This is a genomic window from Paenibacillus tarimensis (assembly GCF_021532315.1).
GTDB classification, from domain to species: domain Bacteria; phylum Bacillota; class Bacilli; order Paenibacillales; family Paenibacillaceae; genus Paenibacillus_I; species Paenibacillus_I tarimensis.
In genome coordinates this window covers 243299-265436 of sequence record NZ_JAKGAO010000004.1, presented here as the reverse complement: position 1 = coordinate 265436, position 22138 = coordinate 243299, and the positions used below count along the sequence as shown (strand labels likewise).

The 22138-nt window shown below is 51.1% G+C and carries 24 protein-coding genes; 1 reads left to right on the top strand and 23 read right to left on the bottom strand.

The annotated features are described in order from the left end of the window. Positions 1–13: 13 nt before the first annotated feature. The 3 genes from L1N82_RS02450 to lpdA all read right to left on the bottom strand — a co-directional run bounded on the left by L1N82_RS02450 (position 14) and on the right by lpdA (position 3603). Complete coding sequence (locus tag L1N82_RS02450) at positions 14–997, bottom strand: alpha-ketoacid dehydrogenase subunit beta (protein ID WP_235285741.1); 984 nt, start codon at positions 995–997, stop codon at positions 14–16. Between the two features lie 2 nt (positions 998–999). Next, complete coding sequence (locus L1N82_RS02445; protein ID WP_235285740.1) at positions 1000–2022, bottom strand: thiamine pyrophosphate-dependent dehydrogenase E1 component subunit alpha; 1023 nt, start codon at positions 2020–2022, stop codon at positions 1000–1002. 156 nt (positions 2023–2178) lie between these two features. Continuing rightward, positions 2179–3603 carry a dihydrolipoyl dehydrogenase gene (lpdA, locus tag L1N82_RS02440; protein WP_235285739.1) on the bottom strand — a complete coding sequence of 475 codons (1425 nt, stop codon included), beginning with the start codon at positions 3601–3603 and terminating at the stop codon, positions 2179–2181. A gap of 162 nt (positions 3604–3765) precedes the next feature. Between lpdA and L1N82_RS02435 the strand changes: the two genes are divergently transcribed. After that, positions 3766–4062, top strand: coding sequence for a DUF2627 domain-containing protein (locus L1N82_RS02435; protein ID WP_235285738.1), 297 nt, complete (start codon positions 3766–3768; stop codon positions 4060–4062). A 152-nt stretch (positions 4063–4214) separates the two neighbouring features. Here L1N82_RS02435 and spo0A read toward each other — a convergent pair whose 3' ends face one another. From spo0A to spoIIIAF, 20 genes are all read right to left on the bottom strand, one after another. Further along, the gene (gene spo0A, locus L1N82_RS02430) at positions 4215–5021 is read right to left on the bottom strand and encodes a sporulation transcription factor Spo0A (protein WP_235285737.1); all 807 of its coding nucleotides are present in this window, start codon (positions 5019–5021) and stop codon (positions 4215–4217) included. 219 nt (positions 5022–5240) lie between these two features. Further along, positions 5241–6572, bottom strand: coding sequence for a SpoIVB peptidase (gene spoIVB, locus L1N82_RS02425; protein WP_235285736.1), 1332 nt, complete (start codon positions 6570–6572; stop codon positions 5241–5243). 122 nt (positions 6573–6694) lie between these two features. After that, positions 6695–8398: a DNA repair protein RecN gene (gene recN / locus L1N82_RS02420; protein ID WP_235285735.1), complete on the bottom strand. Its 1704-nt coding sequence runs from the start codon at positions 8396–8398 to the stop codon at positions 6695–6697. 87 nt (positions 8399–8485) lie between these two features. Beyond that, positions 8486–8935, bottom strand: a complete 450-nt coding sequence (ahrC, locus tag L1N82_RS02415) for a transcriptional regulator AhrC/ArgR (RefSeq protein WP_235285734.1) — start codon at positions 8933–8935, stop codon at positions 8486–8488. A 13-nt stretch (positions 8936–8948) separates the two neighbouring features. Continuing rightward, positions 8949–9419: a hypothetical protein gene (locus L1N82_RS02410; protein WP_235285733.1), complete on the bottom strand. Its 471-nt coding sequence runs from the start codon at positions 9417–9419 to the stop codon at positions 8949–8951. Between the two features lie 195 nt (positions 9420–9614). Then, on the bottom strand, positions 9615–10433 hold the full coding sequence (locus tag L1N82_RS02405; protein ID WP_235285732.1) for a TlyA family RNA methyltransferase: 819 nt from the start codon (positions 10431–10433) through the stop codon (positions 9615–9617). A 27-nt stretch (positions 10434–10460) separates the two neighbouring features. Next, complete coding sequence (dxs, locus tag L1N82_RS02400; protein ID WP_235285731.1) at positions 10461–12356, bottom strand: 1-deoxy-D-xylulose-5-phosphate synthase; 1896 nt, start codon at positions 12354–12356, stop codon at positions 10461–10463. A 117-nt stretch (positions 12357–12473) separates the two neighbouring features. Continuing rightward, positions 12474–13382: a polyprenyl synthetase family protein gene (locus L1N82_RS02395; RefSeq protein WP_235285730.1), complete on the bottom strand. Its 909-nt coding sequence runs from the start codon at positions 13380–13382 to the stop codon at positions 12474–12476. A 4-nt stretch (positions 13383–13386) separates the two neighbouring features. After that, positions 13387–13599, bottom strand: a complete 213-nt coding sequence (gene xseB / locus L1N82_RS02390; RefSeq protein WP_235286145.1) for an exodeoxyribonuclease VII small subunit — start codon at positions 13597–13599, stop codon at positions 13387–13389. 7 nt (positions 13600–13606) lie between these two features. Next, a complete protein-coding gene (xseA, locus tag L1N82_RS02385; RefSeq protein ID WP_235285729.1) occupies positions 13607–14995 on the bottom strand; it encodes an exodeoxyribonuclease VII large subunit in 1389 nt (462 codons plus the stop codon). A gap of 8 nt (positions 14996–15003) precedes the next feature. Further along, the gene (gene folD / locus L1N82_RS02380) at positions 15004–15864 is read right to left on the bottom strand and encodes a bifunctional methylenetetrahydrofolate dehydrogenase/methenyltetrahydrofolate cyclohydrolase FolD (protein ID WP_235285728.1); all 861 of its coding nucleotides are present in this window, start codon (positions 15862–15864) and stop codon (positions 15004–15006) included. A 30-nt stretch (positions 15865–15894) separates the two neighbouring features. Then, a complete protein-coding gene (gene nusB / locus L1N82_RS02375) occupies positions 15895–16353 on the bottom strand; it encodes a transcription antitermination factor NusB (RefSeq protein WP_235285727.1) in 459 nt (152 codons plus the stop codon). Positions 16354–16465: 112 nt separating this feature from the next. Further along, positions 16466–16696, bottom strand: a complete 231-nt coding sequence (locus tag L1N82_RS02370) for a DUF2273 domain-containing protein (protein ID WP_235285726.1) — start codon at positions 16694–16696, stop codon at positions 16466–16468. Positions 16697–16711: 15 nt separating this feature from the next. After that, positions 16712–17272 carry an alkaline shock response membrane anchor protein AmaP gene (gene amaP, locus L1N82_RS02365; RefSeq protein ID WP_235285725.1) on the bottom strand — a complete coding sequence of 187 codons (561 nt, stop codon included), beginning with the start codon at positions 17270–17272 and terminating at the stop codon, positions 16712–16714. A gap of 118 nt (positions 17273–17390) precedes the next feature. Next, entirely contained in the window at positions 17391–17798 is a 408-nt protein-coding gene (locus tag L1N82_RS02360; RefSeq protein WP_235286144.1) for an Asp23/Gls24 family envelope stress response protein, read from the bottom strand. A gap of 152 nt (positions 17799–17950) precedes the next feature. Then, positions 17951–19303, bottom strand: a complete 1353-nt coding sequence (accC, locus tag L1N82_RS02355) for an acetyl-CoA carboxylase biotin carboxylase subunit (protein ID WP_235285724.1) — start codon at positions 19301–19303, stop codon at positions 17951–17953. 38 nt (positions 19304–19341) lie between these two features. Beyond that, complete coding sequence (gene accB / locus L1N82_RS02350) at positions 19342–19818, bottom strand: acetyl-CoA carboxylase biotin carboxyl carrier protein (protein WP_235285723.1); 477 nt, start codon at positions 19816–19818, stop codon at positions 19342–19344. 169 nt (positions 19819–19987) lie between these two features. After that, complete coding sequence (locus L1N82_RS02345; protein ID WP_235285722.1) at positions 19988–20614, bottom strand: SpoIIIAH-like family protein; 627 nt, start codon at positions 20612–20614, stop codon at positions 19988–19990. Between the two features lie 70 nt (positions 20615–20684). Next, positions 20685–21320 carry a stage III sporulation protein AG gene (gene spoIIIAG, locus L1N82_RS02340; RefSeq protein WP_235285721.1) on the bottom strand — a complete coding sequence of 212 codons (636 nt, stop codon included), beginning with the start codon at positions 21318–21320 and terminating at the stop codon, positions 20685–20687. Between the two features lie 37 nt (positions 21321–21357). Further along, positions 21358–22128, bottom strand: a complete 771-nt coding sequence (spoIIIAF, locus tag L1N82_RS02335) for a stage III sporulation protein AF (protein ID WP_235285720.1) — start codon at positions 22126–22128, stop codon at positions 21358–21360. Positions 22129–22138 lie beyond the last annotated feature (10 nt).

The window sequence follows — 22138 nt, the reverse complement described above, 5'->3', positions numbered from 1 at the left end:
TCCCCTAAACCTTCTAATAAAGAGCCAATTTGCGCATGGCTTCATACACTTTGTCACGATTTAACATGAAGAACTTCTCACCCGGAGCGTTGATCGGCATAGCAGGCACATCCGGCCCGCACAAACGCATAATAGGCGCATCCAGCTCATACAGCAGCTCTTCCGCTATTATGGCTGCAACCTCTGCACCTACCCCGCCTGTCTTGTTGTCCTCATGAACGATTAGAACCTTACCTGTCTTGCGAACTGCCTCCAGGATCGCTTCCTTATCAAGCGGCTGAATCGTACGCAGGTCCAGCACATGCGCTTCAATGCCTTCCTCGCTCAGTTCCTCGGCAGCCTGCATAATGAAATGCAGCGGCAGGCTGTAGCCAATTACCGTAATGTCCTCGCCCTCGCGCAGCACATTCGCTTTACCGATCGGCACCGTGTAATCCGTGTCAGGTACTTCCCCGCTCACAAGCTTATAGCACTTCTTATTCTCAAAATATAATACCGGATCTGGATCTCGCACCGCAGCTTTCAGAAGCCCTTTTGCATCATAAGGGGTATAAGGAGCAACGATCTTTAAGCCTGGTGTACCGAAAAACACGGACTCCGGGCACTGCGAATGGTACAACCCTCCGAATATTCCTCCGCCAATCGGCGCCCGGATGACAACCGGACACTCCCAGTCGTTGTTGGACCGGTAGCGGATTTTGGCCGCTTCACTAATGATCTGGTTAGTTGCCGGAAACATAAAGTCAGAGTATTGCATCTCCGCGATCGGCCTCATCCCGTACATCGCTGCACCAATGGCAACACCGGCGATAGCCGACTCAGCCAGCGGCGTATCGAGCGCGCGCATCTCGCCGAATTCATCAAGCAGTCCCTTGGTCGTAGTGAAGACACCACCCTTAAGTCCGACATCCTCACCCAGAACGAAAACATCCTCATCGCGGGCCATCTCTTCCTTCATGGCTAGCCGGATCGCATCTATATATTCAATGACTGGCATGGTTAGTAGCCCCCTTCATCCGCGTACACATGCAGCAAAATGTCCTCTGGTGCAGGGAATGGAGCTTTGTCCGCATAAGCAGTCGCATCATCCAGCTCACCCTTGATAGCGGCTGCCAGCTCCTGCTCCTGCTCCTCTGACCATAATCCGCAATCCATCAAGTATTGTTTAAATCTAGGAAGTCCGTCCTTCAACTTGTTCTCCTCAACCTCTTCCTTGGTGCGATAAGCCAAATCATTATCCGACGTCGAATGAGGAGACAACCGGTACATCATTGCTTCAATCAGTGTAGGCCCTTCACCCGCTACCGCACGTTCTCTGGCTTCCTTCACAACACGGTATACCTCGAGCGGGTCATTGCCGTCTACACGAATGCCAGGGAAGCCATATCCAAGAGCCCTGTCGCTGATTTTCCCGCTCACCTGCCGGTCAATAGGGACCGATATTGCGTACTGATTATTTTCACACATTAAAATAACCGGCAGCTTATGTACCCCGGCAAAGTTGCAGCCTTCATGAAAATCGCCCTGATTACTCGAGCCGTCACCAAAGGTGACGAATGAAACAAACTTCTTGCCCTTCATCTTCGCGGCCAGCGCAAAGCCCACTGCATGTGGAACTTGCGTCGTTACCGGACTTGATCCGGTTACAATGCGCAGCTTCTTGCTGCCAAAATGGCCAGGCATCTGGCGGCCGCCGCTGTTCGGGTCTTCGGCTTTTGCAAAGACGGACAGCAGCAGATCTCTGAGCGTCATCCCAACCGACAGTACAAAGCCGTAATCGCGATAGTATGGGAGAAAATAGTCCTGCTCACGATCGAGCGCAAAAGCAGCCGCTACCTGGGCAGCTTCCTGACCGATACCGGAAACGTGAAAATTAATTTTGCCTGCACGCTGCAGAAGCAGCATCCGTTCATCAAATTTCCGCGCCGTCAGCATTGTGGCATACATCTGTACGGCCTGCTCATCTGTCAAACCGATTTCACGGTGGCGAAATGATTGGGTGACTGAATCGGTCTTAGCCATTATGCAGCCTCCTCTTCCTGGTAAAGTTCACTAGTTTAAGTCTGTAGTTCCAAGTATTAATCGTTAGTCTTAACACCAGGTACTAATTGTTGCTATAGCTATTATAACGCGAGCGGGCAAAAAAAGAAAATGCATCGTTATGAATACCAGGCCTCATCAGAAAGCTAGCGAATTGCCGTCCACAGCCAGCATGGCTTCGCCAAGGGCCTCAGACAGCGTCGGATGCGGATGTATTAGCTGTCCGACTTCCCATACGGAAGCATTCAGCAAATCAGCTAGTGCTGCCTCGGTAATCAGATCCGTTACATGCGGCCCGATCATGTGAACGCCCAGCACATCACCCGACGCTTCGTCAGCCACAACCTTCACAAATCCGTCCGTCTCGCCTTTAACCACTGCTTTGCCAATGGCGGCAAAGGGAATTTTTCCTGTCTTCACATTAAAACCCTGACTGCGGGCCTGCTTCTCCGTCCAGCCTAATGAAGCGATCTCGGGTCTCGAGTACACGGCTCTCGGGATACGGTGTGCCTGTACTAATTCAGGCTTGAAACCGGCCAGATGCTCAACTGCAAAAACACCTTCATGCGCAGCAGCATGGGCAAGCTGAACACCGCCTGTTACGTCGCCGATGGCATAAATATGCGGCTCTCGCGTCTGTAGGGAGGCATTAGTCTTTATAAAGCCGTTGTGAACCTGGATATCAGTCGCTTCCAGCCCAATTTCCTCAATGTTGGCCTCGCGACCCACCGAGACCAGAATAGCAGATGCTTCCAGCTGCAAGGAGCCTTCACCGGAATCTCCTTCAATGCTCACTTTGCCGTCTCCTGATATACATGACTCCAAATTAAGATTAACATTAGTCAAAACCCGTATTCCTCTTGTTCGAAACAGCTTCATCAGCTCTGTCGATACATCTTCATCTTCACTTGGAAGCAGGCGGTCCGCCGTTTCTACCACGGTAACTCCGACGCCAAAATCATGCAGCATAGAAGCCCACTCCACACCGATAACACCACCGCCGATTATAATCATGTCTTTAGGCAGAGCTTCCATTTCCAGCACATCGTCACTCGTCATGATATGTACACCATCATAATTCAAATGAGGCAGCTTGCGAGGTCTTGTCCCGGTCGCAATAATCAGATTGGTAGAGATAACCGTCTCCATCTCCCCATCAGCCAGTTCAACCGCTAGAGCCCCACTGCGCGGCGAAAAAATCGACGGGCCAATAATTCGCCCCTTGCCCTTGATAATTTCGATTTTGTGTTTGTTCATTAAGTATTGCAGCCCTTTATACAGCTTACCTACCGTATCCGACTTTCGCTTGGATACCAGGTCATACCTGATAGCAGTTTCTCCTCCTGTTACGACGCCGAACTGCTCAGCTTCTTTTACCGTATGATAAACTTCCGCACTTCTAAGCAGGGATTTACTTGGGATACATCCCCTATGCAGACAGGTGCCACCTATTTTATCCATTTCGACGATCGCCACCGTCTTACCGAGCTGTGCCGCCCGAATGGCAGCCGTATATCCGCCCGGTCCACCGCCGAGCACTGCAACATCCACTTGGATGGTCATGTTAATTCGCCTCTTTCTAAAGTACAGTACAATTTCCGTTCTCTATTGTACCTGTTTTTTGACATAAATACATGTCCAAATTAGCAAAATGGACAGGTTGGATCGAAAAGGTTATGATAGGAGCAATGTAACTAGCAACTGTCGTTGTAGGAGGGTACCGGCGTGAGACAAGTTATTGCCCGTTTTATCGCCATTCTACTGCTCGTCATTCCCGGCTTTATGGCCACCTACGGCTTCTTGCTGCTCAAGGAATCGTTGTTTGTGTTCTTTGCGGAATACGGCAACAATCTAGCAGTGGCTCCAGCATTTCAGTGGGGAAAGTTTATCGCCGGAATGCTAATGTTTATGGCAGGTGTAGGTTTTATTGGTGGCTGGATTTTCTTTAGGGACCGCAAACGCAATTACGTTGCCCCGCGCTTCAAGCCGAAGAGACCCCGCCCGCCTAGACCGGATGCCTGAGCGATCCAGATGATAATATTCGGGCACTAGAAGCGGCATCAACTATAGTAAAAACAACACCGTCACACGCTCGGAGCTGTCCGAAGCGGGGGCGGTGTTGTTCGTTGTATGACCTGCTGCGAAAACAAGATTAAGAATTAATCCTCACGCTTTCAGGACACCTTATGCTCAATGCGCAGCTTGTCAGCAACCATCGCGATAAATTCGCTGTTGGTAGGCTTAGACTTGCTGATGTTAATCGTATATCCGAACAAATGACTGATGGAGTCTATGTTGCCACGTGTCCATGCAACTTCAATAGCATGACGGATGGCTCGCTCGACACGTGAAGGCGTTGTCTTAAATTTCTCTGCGATAGCCGGGTACAGGGTTTTGGTAATGGCACCAAGAATTTCAATGTTATTGTATACCATTGTAATCGCTTCACGCAGGTATTGATAGCCTTTAATATGAGCCGGAACGCCGATTTCATGAATAATACTTGTGATATTAGCGTCGAGATTTTTGCCCTTGGCTATTGGAACAACATTGGATTTCGGCAGTGTAGATGTATAGTTTGAACCAGATACAACGGCCGGGTTACCAACCAGCTGACGAATCCGGTTAGCCAGAATTTCCATATCGAACGGCTTCAGTATGTAATATGAAGCGCCGAGCTGGACAGCTTTTTGCGTAATATTCTCTTGACCAAATGCCGTCAGCATTATAATTTTGGGCATTGGGTTCAGATTCATGTCACGCAAGCGTTCCAGTACACCCAAACCATCCAAATGAGGCATGATAATATCCAGAATAAGAATGTCAGGCGTCTTCCTAGATTCTTCGAGCAGCCTGAGCACTTCTTCACCATTATAAGCTACGCCGCTAACCGTCATGTCAGTCTGTTCTGCTATATACTCCGATAATAAGTTAGTAAATTCTCGGTTGTCGTCCGCGAGTAAAACCTCAATTCTTTGCAAGTCTGAGTCCTCCCTTGACCGATTTAGATGAATCTGTTTTTGCTATTATAACATTTTCGACACCGCCCATAAAATTCCTTCTGTCGAAAATTATTTTTCTTTATTTTTTTTCTCAGCTTCTATATAATTAAAATTTTATTACACAAACTCTCCCGGTTCGAACATTTCCGTTTCCATTCGACAATCTTAAGGAGCTTAAAGAAAAAATCTTAAGGCGCTTTAACCCGCCTTAAGATTTTGCTCTGAATTGCTGCCCTCCAGTAAAATTCCTGCATCCCGCAGCATCCATTCAATATAACAACCGTAACCTGAGGAAGGATCATTTACGAACACATGGGTTACAGCCCCTACAATCTTACCGTTCTGAATGATGGGACTGCCTGACATGCCCTGAACAATACCGCCTGTCTGTTCCAGGAGCTTAGGATCTGTGATCTTAATGACCATTCCCTTAGTTGCAGGTGTGACTTGCTTTGAGACATGTGTAATTTCAATATTGAACTTCTCAACCCGCTGCCCGCCTACAACCGTATAAATTTGAGCCGGTCCTTCCTTTACTTCCTCGGCAAACGCGACAGGCAGAGTGCCGCTTGTATAAGTCGGCTTTGGAAGCTCCTTCATTTTGCCAAATATTCCAAACTGAGTGTTGTGCTCCACATTACCAAGCACTTTACCTTCCTTTACGAAGTGGGCTCTCTTCTCCCCTGGTTCGCCGCTGGAGCTCTTGTTAATTGAGGTGACACTTGACTGCACAATCTGTCCTTCTCCTACTTTGATAGGAGTTTGTGTGTCCATGTCCGTAATCACATGCCCAAGTGCACCATAAACACCTTGGTCCGGTGCATAGAAGGTTAATGTACCGACGCCTGCTGCAGAGTCCCGGATATATAAACCGAGTCGCCAAGCCTTATCCTCCGGATCATAAGCAGGCATTAATTCTTTGGTAACGATCTGTGTTCCGCGCTTGATCTCAAAATGCAGAGGTTTACCCGAGCGGCCAGCCTTATCCACAATCTTGCTCATCTTGGCCACTTCATTCAGGTACATACCGTTGACCTTGACGATCAGGTCGCCCAAACGGATATCACTGTCTTGACCAGGCGATACCTTCACTCCTGATTGGGTCTCCACTTGATGATGGCCAACAACCATAATACCATCTGACTTCACTTTAACACCGATCGTCTGGCCTCCGGGAACAACTCGAAGATCAGGAACAACATGAAGTTTGACTGTCTTAAAGGGTATACGACCAAATAATTTCATCTTCATCTCTGTTGTACCGCTGTGGGACGGTACCAATGATAAAGGCTCGCTAAGATCGACCTGTGTAGAGGCATTAGCCGATCCATTTACCTTCACGACACCCGGATCAACGGTAACCTTGGCGTGAACCGGCATTAAGTAGTCCAACTGCTTCAATTGGCCGGAAAAAAGCCTCAGTTCACTTGGAAAAGCCGCGAAATGCTGCAACGGGGCGGAGTAGCCGATCATGCAAACGAAGAACACGAGAATTAATCCAAACCAGCGTTTCCGGTTACTTGCGTTCAATGATTTTCACGCTCCCTAGGTTTCCGTCTCTTGACGAAACGTCATTCGCCAATGGCGTACCTATAAGGTAACCTTGGCCCCAGGGTTTTATGACCGATAAAACCTTCCCGTAATACCTTACATTACGCGCCCTTCTGTCTGCCGGCTAAATCGAGCATTTCCTGAGCATGGAGCCTGGTTTTGTCCGTGACCTCAACTCCGCCCAGCATCCGCGCAAGCTCTTCTATCCGTTTGACGCCAAGCAGCTCCGTAACGGAGGTAGATGTCCGTTCATTACGGATGCTCTTACGGATTTCGTAATGGTGATCAGCCATACAGGCCACCTGCGGAAGATGAGTAATCGAGAATATCTGGCATCTACCCGACAAGACAGACATCTTCTCTGCGATCGCTTGTGCTGCCCGGCCGCTAACTCCCGTATCCACTTCATCGAACACAAGCACAGGGACTTCATCAATAGCTGCGAATATCGCCTTTAAAGCCAGCATAATTCTGGACATTTCGCCGCCAGAGGCGATTTTGCTCAAAGGCTTAAGCGGCTCTCCGGGATTCGCAGACAACATAAAGACTGCTTCGTCGACCCCATGCGGCGTTAACCGGAAGCTCTCTGCTCCTTCTTGCAGTTTGTCCAGCTTCACTTTAAAAGTAGTACGTTCCATCTGCAGCTGCTTAAGCTCTCTCTCGATCTCTGAAGCCAGCTTGTCAGCCGCATGGTGACGCAGACCAGACAGGGATAAGGCGAGCGACATTGCGCGATCGTACAAACGTCCTTCCTCTTCGCGCAGCCGCTGCAGATGCTCATCACGGTTTTCAAGCTTGTCCACATCGGATGAAATCTTGTTATAATACGCCAAAATGTCAGGAATCTGCTCGCCGTACTTACGTTTCAACCCGTTGATAAGATCCAGCCTGTCTTCAATTTCGGCCAGGCGTTCAGGGTTAAATTCCACCTGATCGCGGTAATCACGAAGCTGGAAGGAAACATCCTCAGCCTGGTAATATGCGGACTGAAGCTGCTCCACCAGTGGCTCCAGCACGACCGGATCATACGACCGTATATCCTCTAGATGGCTGAGCGCCTTGCTTAGGGCTTCTAAGCCCTGGGTGCCGTATAGTAATGAATAAGCTTCCGTTGCATGCTCCATAAGCCGTTCGGCATGCATCAGCTTTCGTTTCTCCTCCTGGAGCGATTCATCTTCTCCCGGTATCAAACCGGCAGAAGATATCTCCTCGATTTGAAACTTGTACAAATCAAGCATCTGCATATTGTGACGGGAGGATTCTTCAAGCTCCCGAAGCTTCGTACGCGTCTGCTGCAGCTTGTGGTAAGCCGCCTGATAACTGCGTTTCTTCTCCGCAAGCGTGTCGCCGGCGTACAGGTCAAGCCACTCCAGATGACGGTCAATACGCAGCAAGGATTGATGTTCATGCTGACCGTGAATGTTTACCAGACAATCGCCAACTTCCTTTAGCATCGTCAGATTAACCACCTGCCCATTAATGCGGCTCACACTCTTCCCGTGAGCGGACAGCTCACGCCTAATAACCAGCATCTCTTCACTTGAGGCGCCTATGCCCAGCTCGCTGAGCACGCGCCATACCCGGTGACCCGGATGAAGATCGAACACAGCTTCGATTTCGGCCTTGTCACACCCGTAGCGAACCATATCGGAAGCACCGCGTCCGCCGATTATAAGGCTGAGCGCATCGATAAGTATCGATTTGCCTGCTCCTGTCTCACCTGTCAATACATGAAAACCGTGATGGTAGCTTACAGACACTTGTTCTATGACCGCTAAATTTCGAATGGACAATTCCCGAAGCATGTTCTCTCCCTCTCCTTCTCTCATTACCATGTGTAATTGGCGTATCCGCCATTCATTAAAAAATTAAGTCCCAAACGAGAACGTGACTCAGTTCAGCATATCCAGCAAAGACTGCACAATTTCATCACTATGTTCTTTTGTCCTGCAGATGATTAGAATCGTATCATCTCCTGATATGGTTCCCATCACTTCAGACCATTCCATATTATCAATCAAGGCGGCGATAGAATTCGCCGTGCCCGGCAGGCACTTCATGACAACAAGATTGTCTGTGTAATCAACGTGGACAAAATTATCCAGCATCGCTCTTCGCAGCTTGTGAACCGGATTAAACTTCTGCTCCTGGGGGAGCGAGTAACGGTACCTTCCGTCTTCGGTCGGCACCTTGATCAGCTGCAGTTCCTTAATATCCCTGGACACTGTAGCCTGGGTTACAATCATTCCCCCGCGCTTAAGCGCATCGACCAGGTCATCCTGTGTCTCAATGGGTTCGCTATTAATAATTTCCCTAATCTTCAAGTGACGTATTGCCTTCATTCAACTGTTCCTCCTAGCCCTGTTCCGTTATGCGAAACGTCAGGGTCCGTATCCATTTGTCGCGTGCATCCATAATAATAATCCCCTCCGTACCAGGCACAAGCAGTGCGTACATAAACAGCCTGTCCCGCAGCCCGCTGCCTGTCCACTCGTAGGGCATTCGGTCACGGGCCGTCTTCACGAGATAAGTAAGTCCATCCCTCTCGGCCACGTAATCCACATATAACCTTGTCTTTAACTTCTCACCGTCCAGACTGATTGTGACAGGAATCCGGTGTTTGCCGGAAACTACTTCAAAGCCTGATCGCTCGAGAAATTTCACATTCTCGTCGTCAGGCGCGAGCTCTTCACCATCTCCGAGCAGAACCACCCGGGATCCTGAAGGCTCATGAAGCCATGCGTAGAAAGAGCGGAACAGCCAAACGGCAAGAAAGGAACCCGCCACCACCATGATGACCCAATCAGCCGCATTCCCCAAATTCATCCCTCGTTTCTTTAGGTAACATTACCTTAAAGATTCGCGCCTAGGGGTTGCAATTCCTTGTCAGTATCAACTGCGAACACTTGTTTGCTTTCAGTTTACCAGATCATAAATCAGATTTCCAGTACTTCATAGAAAAAGAGATAAAGCCGCAGTCGCAGCCTTATCTCTTCACTCCTAAATCCTATCATTATCCGCTCAACCAGCAGTGAAGGTTCCTCTGGCTTCAGCTACAAGAGCATCAATCGCAGCGGAATCCGGTACGTTCGCTTCCCCATCGCGCCACTTCCAGTATGCGAGAAACTCAATGTTCCCTTCCCCTCCAGTAATCGGAGAGAACGTAAGACCATGCAAGCCAAATCCCAGCTCACCAGCAAAACCAAGAATACTGCTGAGAACTTCAGCATGTACGGCAGCGTCGCGTACAACCCCTGATTTCCCCACCTTGTCTCGCCCGGCTTCGAACTGTGGCTTGATAAGGGCTACAACGCCCGATCCGGGTTCAATAACTCCGGATAGCGGGGGAAGAATCAGTTTTAATGAAATAAATGAAACGTCGATTGTGGCAAAGGTAGGCGGTGGTCCTGTCAAATCCCCTGGCTGTGTATAGCGAAAATTAGTCCGCTCCATAACCAGTACCCGGCTGTCCTGTCTAAGCGACCAGTCCAGCTGGTTATACCCCACATCAACAGCATATACATACGAAGCGCCATTCTGCAGAGCGCAATCTGTGAACCCGCCAGTAGATGCCCCAATATCGAGCATGACGCAGCCCTCGAGATTCAACCCAAAATGCCGGATGGCTTTCTCCAGCTTTAGTCCGCCGCGGCTGACATAGGGATGAACAGCGCCCTTAACCGTAATCTCTGCTGTACGGGACACTTTTGTACCGCTCTTATCAATCCGTTCGCCATTCACGAGAACAAGGCCGGCCATCAAGGCAGCCTTTGCCTTCTCCCGACTCTCATAATGCCCATGCTCTACTAGCAAAATATCGATCCGTTCCTTGTCGGCCATTCACTCACCATCACCTGTCATCTTGCATTATTGGCCTGTCGCCCGCTGCCGCTGACGCGGCATCATGCCGCTTACCTCTGCAGCAACCCGCTCCGCCGTTAATCCAACCTCTTCCCGCTGTTCCTTGATCGAGCCGTGCTCGATAAAGGCGTCCGGAACTCCGACAATGCGAATGGGCAAGCCATATTCGCCGCGCAGCGAATAATGCTCCAGCACGGCACTTCCCAGTCCCCCATGCTGTGTTCCTTCCTCCAGAACGATCATCGGCAGCCGATCTTCTGCCAGAAGCTGCAGCATCTCGGCATCTAGAGGCTTTATAAAACGGGCATTAACGATTCGCAGGGACAGCCCCTCGCGCTTCAGCAGCTCTGCCGCCTCTTCGGCTACCTGGATCATAGGACCGGCAGCTAACACAACGGCGGAATCACCTTCGCGAACGGTTTCCCACTGGCCAATCGGTATCGGCAGCGGTTCAGGATCAATTTCAACCCCCCGGCCGGCTACACGAGGGTAGCGGACAGCGATTGGTCCATCATCATAGTCCACTGCCGTTCGCATCATACGGCGCAGCTCATTCTCATCCTTGGGCATCATAAGCACCATATTAGGGATATGGCGCAAATAAGCCATATCGTATACACCATGATGCGTTTCACCGTCAGGACCTACAAAGCCTGCCCGGTCAATAGCAAATATCACATTTGCGTTTTGGCGGCAGATATCATGAACCACCTGGTCATATGCACGCTGCAGGAATGTCGAATAAACAGCGTACACTGGTTTCAGACCTTCCATGGCAAGCGAGGCGCACATGGTCGCGGCATGCTGCTCAGCGATCCCCACATCAATCATCCGGTTCGGGAACCGTTCCGCAAACTTCAGAAGACCCGATCCGCCCGGCATAGCAGGAGTAACAGCCACTATTCTGTCGTCCTGCTCCGCCAGCTCGATCAGCATCTGGCTGAATACCTCTGTGTACATGGGTGGCCCGACTGCCTTTAACACCTGGCCCGATTCAATCTTATATGGCGTAATACCATGCCACTTATGCGAATCCGCTTCGGCAGGCGAGTATCCTTTGCCTTTTAGCGTTAATGCATGAATAAGCACAGGACCTTCAACATTAGCAGCCTGTTGGAAGGTTTCCAGCAGTTTATCGATATCATGCCCGTCGACCGGCCCTAAGTATGTGTACCCCAGCTCTTCGAACCACATGCCGGGCACCATCATATATTTTACACTGTCCTTGAGCCGTTCCGCCGTCTTGGCCAGCTTCCCGCCAATTGCCGGTATTCGGCCAAGAAAATGCTGCAGATCATCCTTGGCTTTAATATAATGCTTGTCGGATCGGATTTTGCCCAGGTAGTTGTGGAGGGCCCCAACATTCGGAGCGATCGACATCTCGTTGTCATTGAGTACAACGATCAGGTTCTTCTTCTCATGGCCGATATGATTCAGCGCCTCCAGAGCCATGCCGCCTGTCAGGGCTCCGTCTCCAATGACGGCCACCACCTTGTTGTTACCGCCCTGAAGATCTCTTGCAAGAGCCATGCCCATAGCTGCAGACAGCGAAGTACTGCTGTGACCCGCTTCCCATACATCATGCTCACTTTCCGCACGTTTGACAAAACCGCACAATCCTTTGTACTTGCGCAGCGTGTCGAAGCGCCCCATTCGCCCTGTCAGCATCTTGTGTACATAAGCCTGATGTCCAACATCATAGATAAATTTATCTCGCGGGCTGTCAAATAAGTAATGCATCACAATCGTAAGCTCGACAATGCCCAGGTTAGGGGCAAGATGCCCGCCTGTAACCGACAGCTTTTCAATAAGGAATTGGCGGATTTCTACCGCCAACTGCTCCAGCTGCTCCGCTGATAGACGCTTGAGGTCTTCAGGGCACTGGATATGTTCGAGCAGCATGTGTTTTCCTCGCTTTCTTGGACTGAAAACACTGTTGTCCAAAGAATGTCCAACGTTGTCGTCTATTATATCACATGTCGCCATTTCATCCCAATGCCTGCGCATTCCGGCTTGGCGTTAATGATCTCTCTTCATCAGGTAATCCGCTATACCCAGCAGCCTGTCTGTAATAGCAAAACCGGCTTCTTCCACAGCCTGCTTCGCTTCTGCAGTGAGCCTTTCGACTTCTGCACGGCTCTTATCCATACCGAGCAGGTAAGGATAGGTAACCTTGCTTTGCTCCACATCACTGTTCGTTTTTTTGCCGAGTTTGACCTCATCACCAACCAAATCCAGAATATCATCTTGAATTTGGAACGCCAGACCCAGCTTTCTGCCGAATACACCAAGCGCCTCAAGCTGTCGGGGGCTAGCCCCTGCTGCCCGTCCCCCTGCCTGCACTGAGAACGCAATCAAGTCACTGGTCTTGTGAAGATGTATGTAATTGAGCTCCTCGATCGTGGTAATCCCCTGTTCACCAAGCAAATCGGCTGTCTGTCCTCCAACCATGCCCGGGGCACCGGCAAGACGAGCGAGCTCCTCTACAATAGCCAATGTCGCCTCCGCAGATACACGGCCCGTCTTTGCTGCCTGAGCAACGCAATAAAAAGCATGTGTCAGCAGGGCGTCACCAGCCAGGATTGCAACCGCCTCCCCGAAAACCTTGTGATTGGTAGGCTTACCGCGGCGGAAATCATCATCATCCATAGCAGGCAGGTCGTCATGAATAAGCGAATACGTATGTACCATCTCAATCGCACAAGCAATCGGCATTGCCGCATCTGCCGCCTCCGCCTCACCATGTACTGCCTCGGCAGCCGCAAACACAAGCACGGGGCGAAGACGCTTGCCTCCTGCGTTTAAAGAGTACATCATCGCCTCACGGAGGCGCTCAGGCACATCCCATTCCTGCGGTAGCGCCTGGTGGAGAGCATCCTGTACGGCTGCGGCTTTCTCTGCTATATAGTCAGCTGTGCTAATCTGCATCTAGTTATTCCCCTCGATCCTCTTGGCCTGGAGCAAACGGTTTGCGCTGGACTCCGTCTTCCGTTTCAATCAGCATTTCGATCTTGCGTTCCACATGCTCGAGTTTGCTGCCGCAGAGCTGGGACAGCCTCATTCCCTCTTGAAACAGCTCAATGGCTGTTTCGAGCGGTACATCGCCGTTTTCAAGCTTTGTCACGATTTCCTCAAGCTGCTCCATCGCTTCTTCAAATGTCTGTGTCTTTTCCTTCTGTTCCACCGCTTTTACCCTCTCCTTTCATTCCCCAAACATGGCAGTCTAAACTTCCGTCCGCCAGACGGACGTGAACCAGATCACCAGGCTGGACATCTTGGATCGATTTCACCAATCGTTCTTCCTTCTCGTCATATACAAGGCCGTATCCTCTGGCCATTACCTTAAGCGGACTAAGGGCATCGAGTTGCCTTACCGCAGAGCCAAGCAACGATCGCCTCTCTCTTATTTTAAGGCGCATAACGCTTTCAAGCTGCTTCTGCAGATCGGTAAGCTTCACCGCAGCAGCTTCCGCCCGCGTCCCGGGATGAGACCGCTGAAGTGTTCCCTGAAGACGGATCAGACGCTCTCTGCTGCGCTCCGCACGGCGCACAAAACGAGTACGCATTTGCTCCTTTAAGCGATCAAGACGTTGTGCAGGCTCAAGCAGGTATCTGCGCGGATGCATGAATAACGGTGAACGCTTCACACGTGCCAGACGTTCCTTCCTTACCTGTACCGTATGTCTAAGAGCCTTTGCGAGCCTCCGTGAGGCCTGGTCAACCTGCTGCCTTAGCTCCAGCATGTTAGGAACTGCTAGCTCTGCAGCAGCGGTAGGCGTAGCAGCACGCAAATCCGCAGCAAAATCGGCAATCGTGTAATCCGTCTCATGGCCTACAGCTGATATGACCGGGATGAGCGAGCCCGCGATCGCTCTTGCTACTGATTCCTCATTGAATGCCCATAGCTCCTCAAGCGAACCGCCGCCCCGCCCCACAATCAGCACGTCTACCTGCCGTTCCCGATTAAGAAGCTCAATAGCCTTTACAATAGCAGGAGCCGCCTGCGGGCCTTGGACAAGCACGGGAACAAGACTCACATGAACATTCGGAAACCGGCGTTCAAGCGTGATAAGCACATCCCGCACAGCCGCTCCCGTCGGAGAGGTGACCACACCAATCGCTTTGGGAAGCCTCGGTATGGGCCTTTTTCGGGCCGGATCAAACAGCCCTTCAGCCTCCAGTTTCTTCTTAAGCTGCTCAAAAGCGAGATACAGGCTGCCAATACCGTCAGGCTGCATCTGGGTCACGTAAAACTGATAGTTGCCGTCGCGCTCGTAAACAGAGAAATTGCCCCTTGCCATTACCTTGGCGCCCTCTCTTGGCATGAAAGGAAGACGCTGGTTATGAGAGGCAAACATGATGCATTTCAAGCGGCTGTCGCTGTCCTTCAGCGTAAAATACATATGCCCGCTTGAATGATGCGTGAAATTAGAGATTTCGCCGCGGAGCCAAACATCTCCAAGGAGATTGTCCGACTCGAGCTTCATCCGTATATAACGTGTAATTTCCTTTATGGAATAAATGCGGGGCTGTTTAGCCATAGACATCATCACTCCCCGATGCCGTGTATCCGTTTAGCCGCTTTCAATGTATTCTTGAGCAGCATAGTAATTGTCATAGGGCCTACTCCACCTGGTACAGGTGTAATGTATCCGGCTGTCTGAACTGCGTCCGCATAGTCCACATCACCTGCAAGCTTGCCATCTTCCAGACGGTTGATGCCTACGTCAATCACAACTGCGCCCGGCTTGATGTAACGCGAGTCAATCGCCTTGGCTTTACCGATTGCTACGACTAGTATATCCGCCTGCTTAGCGATCTCGGCCATTCCTTCGGTACGGGAGTGACAGATTGTCACGGTTGCGTGTTCGCGCAGAAGCAGCATGGCAACCGGTTTTCCTACAATATTGCTGCGGCCAATCACAACAGCATGTTTACCTGCTATAGATACACCCGAACGTTTGATCAGCTCGATACATCCGGCTGGCGTACAAGGCAGCAGGCTATCATCACCGATGACCAGATTGCCGGTATTGACTGGATGAAAGCCGTCCACATCCTTCTCAGCGTTAATGGCATCAATAACCGCCTTTTCGTCGATATGAGAAGGCAGCGGCAGCTGTACTAGTATTCCATGGACCGCCGAAGACGCGTTAAGAGAAGCGACGAGATCAAGCAGCTCCTGCTGCGTTGTCGAGGCCGGAAGACGGTGTACCTCGGAATGAAACCCCATCTGCTGACAGGCCTTCTCCTTGTTGCCGACATAAACCTGCGAAGCGTCGTCTTCACCCACAAGCACAACTGCCAAGCCCGGTTTAATGCCCTCGGCTGCCAGTTCCGCTGTCTCCCTCTTTAGTTCTTCACGGATTTGATCTGAAATCGCCTTACCTTCAATTCGCTGTGCTGACATGATATCCCCACTCTCCGTTCGTTTGTTCGCTTACTGCTTGTCCTTTGCCTTTAACTCTTCTACAGCCTTTAGCAATCTGCCCAGCACGCCGTTAACAAATTTACCGGATTCATCCGTTCCGAAGTGCTTAGCGAGTTCTATGGCTTCATTCACTGCGGCCTTCGGCGGCACATCCTCACGATAGACCAGCTCATAGTAAGCAAGCCTAAGAATTTGTCGGTCAACCCGTGAAAGCCTGTCCACCTGCCAGCCTGTTAAATACTGCTGGAGCATATCATCGATTTCAGCCAGATGATCCTTTACACCTGCAACCATCTCGTATGCGAACCGGCTAAGCGCCTGCAGCCCGCTCCCGCCAGCTTCCACTTCACTGTCCTCCTGTCCCGCTTCTTCGACAATCATGGCCACTGCTTCCTCGGCCGATACTTCATTCATTTCCATCTGGTACAAGCTCTGTACCGCAATCTCACGCGCTAATCTCCGCTTCATATGTCCTCCTGGCAGCATAATTGTTATGGGAACAACGAAAAAAACCTATGATCTCCTCCCTGCCCCGAACGGACTGTAAGCCGACGTCCGGCGTACGGAGGAAATCACAGGGCTATTTGAACCATCTCCACCGCTCGTTTAACCAACCGGTTAAACGCTCCCATGGAAAGACCGGTCCGGTTCGCTCGTCCTTCAGTCTTCCAACATAATAGCCGATAAACGTTAGTAAAGCAAAAAAGAGCATGTCCCAGAAGCCGGCAATCAAGTAAATGCACCCGAAGAACACACCGGCCGCCACGCCGGCGATCCGGCCTCCGTACGTTGACAGGATCTCCCTCCACATCGCCGATGACCTCCTTTATTCGACGCGGCTCTTGAACGTCTGCGTTTGTACGATGTTGGCTACAAATACTGAAACGCTTGATACCGGTATTCCCGTTATTTCCTCCACATGTTCCTTAACGGCACGCTGGATTTCCTCTGTAACAAGCGGAAGGGAGCTTTCCCCGTCTACAACCGTACGCAGCATAATATCCAGGCCTGATTCTACAATCCGGATGCGTGCGCGTAAATCCTTCACTCCGCGCTGTTTGGCAGCGGCTTTAAGTGCCAGATTTTCAACCGTTTCCACAGAAATGCGGATATCCCCAAACTCAGTGCGCTGGTCGATGGAAGGAGAAGATGCGTTTCCTCGGCGCAAAGCCACATACAGAAAACGCAGGCTGATTAACAAAATAACCACAGAAACGGTAATAACTATTCCTTGCAGCAGCCGGTCCGTTCCATATAAGGATTCCACCCAGTCTAACGCTTCCCTCTCGGGAATGATCCTGCTGACCAGAAGAAGTGCCACAACACTGACGGCAAAGCCGATGATACTGTATACAAGCAGCAGCAGCCGGTCCATAATTTTGGCCAACGTTCTTACCCCCTTATGTAGAAATGACCGCTTGAATTGGGCATATAAGAAAATAATCCCCCTACAGGCGAGCGGCATGCCGTCCACGAGGGGGAGATAACCCAAGCGATCGTTCCAATTACTTTACTCTGTAAACCGCATCTTCCTCTGCCGGTTTATCAGCGTTCTTGAAGTGGACGTCATGAATATGAACGTTCACTTCGACAACGGTAAGGCCTGTCATCATTTCGATTGAGCGCTTAACGTTACGCTGAATTTCTGCTGCAATCTCGGGAATGCGGTTGCCGTATTCGATAATGATGGACACATCCACTGCAGCCTCTCGCTGTCCGACTTCAACCTTAACGCCCTTAGATAAATTCTTGCGTCCGAGAAGCTCAGCAATACCGCCTGCAAACCCGCCGCTCATTCCCGCCACGCCTTCAACCTCAACGGTTGCAAGACCTGCTATGACCTCGATGACTTCAGGCGCAATCTGGATGCTGCCCATTTCGGTTTTCTCGTAATCGGCGGCTATCGTATTGATCTCCATGTTACACCTCCCGAAAAGTTGCGGAACATCTGACTCTAGCACTCATGCTGAACAGCTTATCCCGCAATCTTATTACTATACTATAACATTTGACGTGATTTATGACAAACCTGTGGAAATGTCACAAAGCCGCGCCACGCTTGCATTTAAGGTGTGTTAATATCGTATTCCTCAAGGAACTTAATATCAAAATCTCCCTCTGCAAACTTCGGATGATTGAGCAGCTTCAGATGGAACGGAATCGTTGTCCGGATGCCTTCAACGGCAAATTCGGAAAGAGCCCTCTTCATCCTGCTGACCGCTTCTTCTCTGGTCTTACCCCAGACAATCAGCTTAGCTATCATGGAATCATAATGCGGCGAAATAACGTAGCCAGGGTATGCCGCGCTGTCCACACGGACACCGAATCCGCCCGGAGGCAGGTAGAACTCAATCTGGCCTGCAGCTGGCATGAAATTCCGGTCCGGGTCCTCGGCATTGATCCGGCATTCAATAGCCCAGCCGTCAATGACCAGCTCATCCTGGCGGAAAGACAGTGGATTCCCTTCAGCTACCGAGATCATTTCTTTAATCAAATCGATACCAGTTATCATCTCAGTTACGGGATGCTCGACCTGAATCCGGGTGTTCATCTCCATAAAATAGAAATTACCGTCAGGTCCGAGCAGGAACTCTAGCGTGCCGGCGCCGGCATACTCCACCGCAAGCGCGGCCCGTACAGCTGCCTGTCCCATACGGTCACGGAGCTCAGGCGTCATTACCGGACATGGAGCTTCCTCAACAAGCTTCTGCCTGCGGCGCTGAACGGAGCAGTCCCGCTCAAACAGGTGCACCGCGTTACCGTGCTTGTCTGCCATAATCTGAATCTCAACATGCTTCATGCCGGTCAGATATTTCTCAAGGTATACGCCGGCATTACCAAATGCCTTCTGAGCTTCCTGCTGGGCAGTCGTGATCTGCTGGATCAGAGACTCTTCATTGTCCGCGATGCGGATGCCCTTCCCTCCGCCGCCGGCAGTCGCTTTAATGATCACGGGATAACCGATCTCCCTCGCGATTATTATCGCCTGATCGAGATCTTCCACAAGACCGTCCGAGCCGGGGATAACCGGAACATTCGCTTCCTTCATAGTCTGCTTGGCGACTGCCTTATCGCCCATACGGGAGATAGCCTGCGGTGACGGGCCGATAAATGTCATATTGCAGGACTCCACAATTTCAGCAAAGTCAGCATTCTCGGCAAGAAAACCATATCCGGGGTGAATCGCGTCACAGCCGGTTAGTGTGGCAACGCTCATAATATTAGTCAGGTGTAAATAACTGTCTTTCGATAATGTCGGGCCAATGCAGTACGCTTCATCCGCAAGCCGGACATGCAGTGAATTGCGGTCTGCCTCTGAATAGACGGCAACCGACTGAATGCCGAGCTCGCGGCACGCGCGGATAATCCGCACAGCGATCTCACCGCGGTTGGCGATCAGGATTTTATGAAATTTCAATGCTTAAACCCCTTTCAGCTTTGAGGTACATCCCGCATTTACTCCGGCTTCACCAGGAAGAGCGGTTGACCAAATTCAACAAGCTGTCCATTCTCTACAAGCACTTCTACAATCTCTCCGCGTACTTCTGCCTCAAGCTCGTTCATCAGCTTCATGGCTTCCAGTATGCAGACGACCGTCTTCTCGGTTACCCGGTCGCCAACATTAACGAACGGTCCCGCCTCTGGAGACGGCGAGCGATAAAATGTGCCGACCATTGGAGAGGTGATCGGGTGCAGATTGCTCTGTGCAGCAGCTTCAGGCTTCTGTGCCGCTGGTGCTTGTGCTTCCTGTGCGGCTTGTACCGGTTCCGTAACCGGTGTATATGTATGCGTGACAGGTGCCGACTGGATCACTTCTGTCTTTCCCGGTTTGCGGATAAGCAGGCGGCTGCCTTCATTCTCGATTTCGAGTTCTTGCACCGAGGTTGAGTCGATGAGCTTGACCAACTCTTTGATCTCGCTGAGCTTGAACATGGACGCTTCACTCCTTAGACTTTGTAACACTGGCTATTTAAACCAAGCTTTCACATAACGTTTGTATTATAGCATAAACAGATCGGAACACGAACCCATTTTTTTGCCGGCAAATAAACTGTACCCCGCTCGCTTAAGTCGCGGCGGGGTACGGATGGTCTTTGGCTGTTCAAGGAATATACTGAACGGATACGCTGCTGGCCGGAACTTCCATGGTTTCGGTCACCATGTTAATGATATCCGCAGCCTGCGAGCGTTCGAGCTGCTCACTCTCCACCAGCACCCTGTACGTCCCATTCTCTTCAGCAATCGCCACCTTGCTGAATGTGTTTTGTAGCTCCATTTCGATGGATGTGAGCTTCTCCTCCATCTGTTCTAGCTTATCAAGCTCTTCCAGAGCAGCCGTCGCTTCCGTATCGTCATGCTTGGTATCCGAGACAATTCCCATCAGCCGGTCCATTTCCTTCTGGAACTCTTCATTCCGAGCGTACAGGTACTTCTCGAACTCATCCCCGCCTGTTTCCGCCCCCATCGTCTCAAGTCCCTTCAGTACCTCTTCGTCTGTCAGTGCACCGGTTCCTGTTCCGGTCTGCACTTCGGACTCGGCAAGCCACTCAGCCCCCGCAGGGCCTTCACTGACCTCGACAGTATCCTGCGTTCCGCTTTGCTGGACTGTATCCGCCGTCAGACTTCCCGATCCGCTGTCCAAGTCTTCTGTAAACAGGTAATACGCTGACAGTATGACCATCAAGCTCAGCATGGAAACCAACCAAACCGTTTGTCTCTTCGTATTCATATTCTCCTCTTCCTTCCTGGATATAGGCTATTAAAGATAATCTGTCTTTTGCCGAAGAACATCGGGCTGCTTACCCCTGCTTCCTCGGCACAACGGAGATGCGGTGGGACGCGATATTCACGCCTCGCTGTACTGCGTCCTCAATCAGTTTTCTAACCGTTGCATTCTCGGCCCCTTTGGCCACCACCAGAATTCCCCTCACACGCGGCTGAATCCTTTTGATTACGACGGGAACACCGTCTCCGGAAACCTCGTAGACCACTACCTGGCCTTCCTCGGTTTCGGATGTAATATGGCGTCTGCCGCCCTTTCCGTCCGTCTCCTCTGTGACCTGCTCGGCTGTCTTCCCGTTCTTCTCATAAACGATCTCTTCTGTAGCATCCACCGTCACAAGAACATCAACTGTGCCGACCCCCACGATTTTCTCCAGTATATCTTTAAGGCGAGTCTCCAGCGGGCCTTCGATTCCTTCAAAAGCGGAGCCTTCACCAGACTGCCGTCCCGCAAAAGCTTCCTGGTCGGCTGGCGGCTGTTTTTCCGTGTCCGCAGCCGGCTCAACTTCCTGCATGGTCAAAAACGAATTCACAATAACCAGACCGATTCCCAGGCAGCCGATTAGCAGCAGCCATCTTAGGGACCGGACCCGCTTAGGCCCCCCAGGCCCGCCTCCGACCGCAGACTCCAGACCATCCAGCCACTTTGCCAACTTCCCTCTCTCCCTCCATCAACTCCTAGACCGGCTCCTAGGCCGGCATCCTGATGACTACCTGTTCCGGCTTCACCCCCCAGCGCTGGTATACAAGTGCCCTGACCATGCGGGCAGCCTCCGTATCGGCCTCAACCCACTTCTGCTCACTACTGGCCCATATATGAAGGTCCTCCTGAGAACCAGAAGACTCGGGTTCAACCTGAACCGGTCTTACGGCCTCGAGTTCTATTGTAATCGGGAGATCTTCCCCCTCTTGATCAGACGCATCGCCAGATCCTGCAGACGCAGGAGGCTCTGAGGCTTGCTCTGCACGCCCGGTACTATTTACTGGTGCCTTGTTATCAAGAGGATCGGCCATTGTAATCGTGACAGACCTCAGGATGGGTCCGCTTGCCTCATCAACCTGTAATTCTACTGAGACATCTGTTATTTCACCGCCAACCGCTTCCTCGGCCACCACCCTAATTTCCCCCCCTAGCGTCCTCGCCGCGATTTCAGCCGCCCGCTTATTGCGTTTATCACGGAGCTCTTCCGCACGCTGCTCGATGTCCTCCAGGCTCGGCATCCTGGGTATCTCCCTGTCTGATGCTTGCTCCCAGCTTCTTAGCCCTGCCTCAAGCAGCTCGTCCGCGTTTCCCTTTACCAGGGACAAAATCGGTGACAGCATGGCAAGCAGAATAAGAAGTCCGAGCACGAGTCTGACATACCGGTGGTATGCCTTGCCGGGAATAAGCAAATCAATGACGGCGGCCAGCAGAACTATCCCCAATATCTGTCTCAGCCATTCGCTCAGCCATACCATCATACGGATCCCC

Bases quoted from the DNA above. Each gene is read 5' to 3' on its own strand.
- L1N82_RS02450 (WP_235285741.1), bottom strand. From the start codon at position 997: ATGCCAGTCATTGAATATATAGATGCGATCCGGCTAGCCATGAAGGAA.
- L1N82_RS02445 (WP_235285740.1), bottom strand. From the start codon at position 2,022: ATGGCTAAGACCGATTCAGTCACCCAATCATTTCGCCACCGTGAAATC.
- lpdA (WP_235285739.1), bottom strand. From the start codon at position 3,603: ATGACCATCCAAGTGGATGTTGCAGTGCTCGGCGGTGGACCGGGCGGA.
- recN (WP_235285735.1), bottom strand. From the start codon at position 8,398: ATGCTTCGGGAATTGTCCATTCGAAATTTAGCGGTCATAGAACAAGTG.
- ahrC (WP_235285734.1), bottom strand. From the start codon at position 8,935: ATGAAGGCAATACGTCACTTGAAGATTAGGGAAATTATTAATAGCGAA.
- L1N82_RS02410 (WP_235285733.1), bottom strand. From the start codon at position 9,419: ATGAATTTGGGGAATGCGGCTGATTGGGTCATCATGGTGGTGGCGGGT.
- L1N82_RS02405 (WP_235285732.1), bottom strand. From the start codon at position 10,433: ATGGCCGACAAGGAACGGATCGATATTTTGCTAGTAGAGCATGGGCAT.
- dxs (WP_235285731.1), bottom strand. From the start codon at position 12,356: ATGCTGCTCGAACATATCCAGTGCCCTGAAGACCTCAAGCGTCTATCA.
- L1N82_RS02395 (WP_235285730.1), bottom strand. From the start codon at position 13,382: ATGCAGATTAGCACAGCTGACTATATAGCAGAGAAAGCCGCAGCCGTA.
- xseB (WP_235286145.1), bottom strand. From the start codon at position 13,599: ATGGAGCAGCTTGAGGAAATCGTGACAAAGCTTGAAAACGGCGATGTA.
- xseA (WP_235285729.1), bottom strand. From the start codon at position 14,995: ATGGCTAAACAGCCCCGCATTTATTCCATAAAGGAAATTACACGTTAT.
- folD (WP_235285728.1), bottom strand. From the start codon at position 15,864: ATGTCAGCACAGCGAATTGAAGGTAAGGCGATTTCAGATCAAATCCGT.
- nusB (WP_235285727.1), bottom strand. From the start codon at position 16,353: ATGAAGCGGAGATTAGCGCGTGAGATTGCGGTACAGAGCTTGTACCAG.
- L1N82_RS02370 (WP_235285726.1), bottom strand. From the start codon at position 16,696: ATGTGGAGGGAGATCCTGTCAACGTACGGAGGCCGGATCGCCGGCGTG.
- accB (WP_235285723.1), bottom strand. From the start codon at position 19,818: ATGTTCAAGCTCAGCGAGATCAAAGAGTTGGTCAAGCTCATCGACTCA.
- L1N82_RS02345 (WP_235285722.1), bottom strand. From the start codon at position 20,614: ATGAATACGAAGAGACAAACGGTTTGGTTGGTTTCCATGCTGAGCTTG.
- spoIIIAF (WP_235285720.1), bottom strand. From the start codon at position 22,128: ATGATGGTATGGCTGAGCGAATGGCTGAGACAGATATTGGGGATAGTT.